At 65.1% G+C, this 3,930-nt stretch carries 2 protein-coding genes; one reads left to right on the top strand and one right to left on the bottom strand.

Features of this window, described 5'->3' with window-relative positions; all coding sequences use genetic code 11:
- Positions 1-7 precede the first annotated feature (7 nt).
- Entirely contained in the window at positions 8-2,023 is a 2,016-nt protein-coding gene (uvrC, locus tag T370_RS0121455) for an excinuclease ABC subunit UvrC (protein WP_029436959.1), read from the bottom strand.
- 167 nt (positions 2,024-2,190) lie between these two features.
- Here uvrC and T370_RS0121450 point away from each other — a divergent pair, with 167 nt between their 5' ends.
- Positions 2,191-3,858: a hypothetical protein gene (locus T370_RS0121450; RefSeq protein WP_029436958.1), complete on the top strand. Its 1,668-nt coding sequence runs from the start codon at positions 2,191-2,193 to the stop codon at positions 3,856-3,858.
- The last annotated feature ends 72 nt before the right edge of the window (positions 3,859-3,930 follow it).

Here is a 3,930-nt window from a genome sequence, read left to right as displayed (position 1 = left end):
CCCCAATTCATTCCTTCAACCTCTTCAAACTGCCCGCCAGCGCTTCGGCCTTGCGGGGGCCGATGCCGGGGATCGCGGCAAGCTGGGCGGGCGTGGCGGCAATGATGGCATCAAGGGCCTTGAAATGATCCCAGAGCAGCCGGGCCGTGGCCTTGCCTACGCCGGGGATGCGGAGCAGTTCGGCGGAAAGCGCCGCGCCCGCCCGCGCCCGGCGGTGCCGCCCGATGACGAAATGGTGCGCCGTATCGCGGATATGCTGGAGAAACAATAACTCGGCGGAACCGTCGCGCAGCGGCAGTGGATTGCTCCGGCCGGGCAGGAAAATCCGGTCGCCCACGTTCCCGGCCCGGCGGTCGGCGCGCCCCATGTCGTCGCGGGCCTTGGCGATGCCCGCCAGCAGGAACAGCCCTTCGGCATTGGATTCCCTGACGATGCGCTGCACGGCGGAAACCTGCCCGCGCCCGCCGTCGATGAGCACCAGATCCGCCCACGGCGGCCCGGATTCGAGGCGGCGGCGCATCCACTCGGCAAGGGCGGCGTAGTCGTCGCCGTTGCAGGCCGCTTCGCCTTCAAGGGCATAGGTGCGGTAATCGGATTTCTGGGGCTGCCCATCTTCAAAGACGACCATGCCCACGCGGGTGGACGTGCCGCCCGTGTGGGAAACGTCCACGCACTCGATGCGCCGGATGGGGCGGGATGCCATCGGGACGGCCCCGGGCAGGGCGGATTGCACCTTGTCCAGCGCGAAGGCGGCGGCAAGGCGGTCGGACATGGGGACTTCCGACTTGGTGACGGCGGCTTCGCGGGCGTTGGAGACGGCCATGTCCACGAGCCGGGCTTCGGCGGCATTGCGGGGCTTGGCGATGCGGACGATGCCCCCGCGCGCGTCGGCAAGGGCCGCTTCCAGCGCTTCGAGGGATTCCACCTCGTCGGGGGCGTGCCCGTTGGAATCCGTTCCGGCGGCGTGAGGCGGTTCCGCTTCGCCTTCGAGTGTTGCAATGTGATCTTTTGCCGGAGAGGCGGAGTCCGGAGCGTCCTGCTCGCCGGACATTCCGGGCAGAACCGTGTCTGCGGGCAGCCACGGCACCACAATGCGCGGGGGAATGGATGTTTGCGGGCCGTAGAACTGCCCGAGGAAGCTCCAGAGCAATTCCGGGCCTTCCGCCAGTTCCAGATCCGGCCAGAAGAAGGTGCGCCCGTCCACAAGCCGCCCTTCGCGCACGAAGAGGAGCCCGAGGGCAAGGCCGCCTTTGGCCGGGGCCACGCCCGCCACGTCCATGTTGCCGCCTTCCGGCAGGACCACGCTCTGGCGTTCCACCGTGCGCTCGATGGCCTTGATCTGATCCCGGAACACGGCGGCCTGTTCGTAATTCATGGCCTCGGACGCGTCCGCCATGGCGTGGCGCAGCGTATCGAGCAATTCACGGGAGCGCCCGGAGAGGAGCAGTTCCACGCGGTGTATGAGGGAGGCGTATTCTTCAACGGGGACGTTTTCCGTGCACGGCGCGAGACACTGCCCGATATGATGGTAGAGGCAGGGCCGGACGCGGTTTTTGAAGGCCCGGTCCACGCAGCGCCGTAAGGGGAAGACCCGGTGGATGGTCTTCCATGTCTCGCGGGCCGCCTGCCCCGAGGTGAAGGGGCCGAAATAGCGGGCGTTGTCGCGCCGGGCCTGACGCACGACCTCAAGGCGCGGATAGGGGGCGTCCTTGGCGATGCGGAACAGGACATACTGCTTGTCGTCGCGCAGGACGATATTGTAGTGCGGGCGGTGTTTCTTGATGAGGCTGGCTTCGAGGAGCAGCGCTTCCTTTTCCGTGGTGGTGGAAAGCGTCTCCAGCGAGGCGGCGTGCCCGATCATGGCGACCGTTTTCGGGGTCAGGGCCGAAGCGTCCCGGAAATAGGAAAGGATGCGCTTGCGGAGGTTTCGGGCCTTGCCCACATAGATGATCCGCCCCTGCGCGTCCTTATAGATATAGATGCCGGGCGTGGTCGGAAGAGTTGAGGATGCTGGACGCTCCATGCGATCTCCAAAAAAAGTCTGAAAAAGAGGCAGGATGAAAGGCCGCATCCAGTCTACAGGGTGGTGGGCGGCCTGTAAACCGTCCTCCGGTTGGCGCTTGCCAGATCGCGCCGGATGCGTGTACTCTACTCGTATCCATTTATATTTTTTGCCGACGAGAGGCCAGTATGGCGCGGAAAGATCCCTACGACCCGGAAGAAGGCATCATAGACCTTTTTGATATCGTCGATGACCCCGAGGCGTCTCCTGAACCGGAGCCCCGCGGGGCTCTTCATGATGATGGCGGGCAAGCCCTGCCGGGGCAGCCCGAAGCGGCCGATCCGGAAACCCCGCCCGGGGAAGAGTCCGAACGGGTGGTGTCACGGTATCCTTTTGAGAACAGTGATGATTTTCTTGAAGAGATCGAAAAGACGCCCCTCATGACGCTGCTGCCTCCGAAGGGCGAGGCTTCCGCGTTGCCGGAGGAGCCTGTTTCGGATGGCGCGGAAGAAGAGGCTCCCGCCGAGAGCCTTGGCGAGCCCGTCCGCGAAGAGCCGGACGAGGCGTTGATCCGCGCCTTTGAAGCGGAAATGGCGAAGGCCGGGGCGGTTGTACACGAGTATGGTGTGGAAACGGCTCCCGGCATGGCTGATGCCTCCGGGGTTCCGGACGAAGCGGAAGCTCCGGCCCTGTCCGCCGACGCCGTGGATCAGGCGTTTGCCGAGATGCACCTCGAAGCTCAGGAACCCCCCGTCCCGGAACCCGCTGAAAGACCGTATGCCGAGGATCTGGAATTGTTGTTCGGCGACGCTCCGGTTGCGGATGCCCCACAGGTTGGGCCCTCGCCGGTTGCACCGGAGCCCGCTATGGAGGCTCCCATGCTGGTTTCCCCAGAAGGGGAGGAGGGCTCGAAAGCCGAACCCGGCCTTTCCCAACAGGCCGAGGCCGCGCCGGAAGGGGCTGTTGAGGAACCGTCGGAAGCGTTGCCCTCTTCCGTATCGGCGGATGAGGTTGCCGAGCCGTTGCCGGAACCTTCCGGGGACGGCTCGGATCGGGCGCTTGCGTTCGTGCCCGTGGCTGTGCCGGACGTTCCCGTCAGCGCCGCCGTGCCGCAAGCGGAGCCCTCATGCGGCCATGAAATGGAAGAACGTATTATCCGGCTGGAGGAAGCCTTGAGCCGTCTCAATGAACGGGTGGTCGCCTTGGAACAGCGCGCGGATGGCGCCGCTGAGCAGGATCTCAACGTCTCTGCGATCTCCGGCGACATCCAGTCTCTGCTTACGGAAGGCAATGCCCTGTGCGGCCAGTTGAAATCGCTTGCGGCGGAGCTTGGTTCCACGCCTTCGGGCGTTTCCGCTGAGGCCCCCGAAGCCGCACCGCTTCCCGGTTCCTCCGCCGAGGTGGCCGAAGAGCCCACATTCCCTCCCGTCCCCTCCCGTTCCGCTGAGATCCCTTGGGAATCCTCCTCTCCGGAAGCCGATCCCGATGACGGCCCGGATGTGCTTGGCCTTGCGCTGGAATCGCTGGAGCGGCGGCTCGCGCTGTTGGAGAGCCGGCCCGTGCAGGCTCCCGACGCCGCTGGCATTGTGCAGGATGTCCTTGCCCTCGTCCGTGTGGACATGGAAAAAGCCTCTGAGGAGCAGGAAGCTTCGGCCCGCGCCCTGGAGCAATTGGAGCGGCGCGTGCAGGAGTTGGAGAGCCGCCCGCTTCCGCAGCTTATCCTGCCGGATCTCCCCGACACCGAAGCCATCACCGCCGACGTTATGAGCCGTATTCAGAACGAGCTTGACCGCATTGCCGCCGAGGCCGCCGCCCGCGTCCTGCGGGAGGAGATCGCGGGGTTGATGGGGAAGTAGAAGTGGAAGATTGGGGAAGGGAGGGAAAACTTTTCTGAAGAAAAGCTTTTCCCTCCCTTCCCCAAACCCCAT

The sequence above is a fragment of the Bilophila wadsworthia ATCC 49260 genome (assembly GCF_000701705.1).
Taxonomy (GTDB): Bacteria; Desulfobacterota; Desulfovibrionia; order Desulfovibrionales; family Desulfovibrionaceae; genus Bilophila; species Bilophila wadsworthia.
This window is presented reverse-complemented; position numbering and strand designations above follow the sequence as displayed.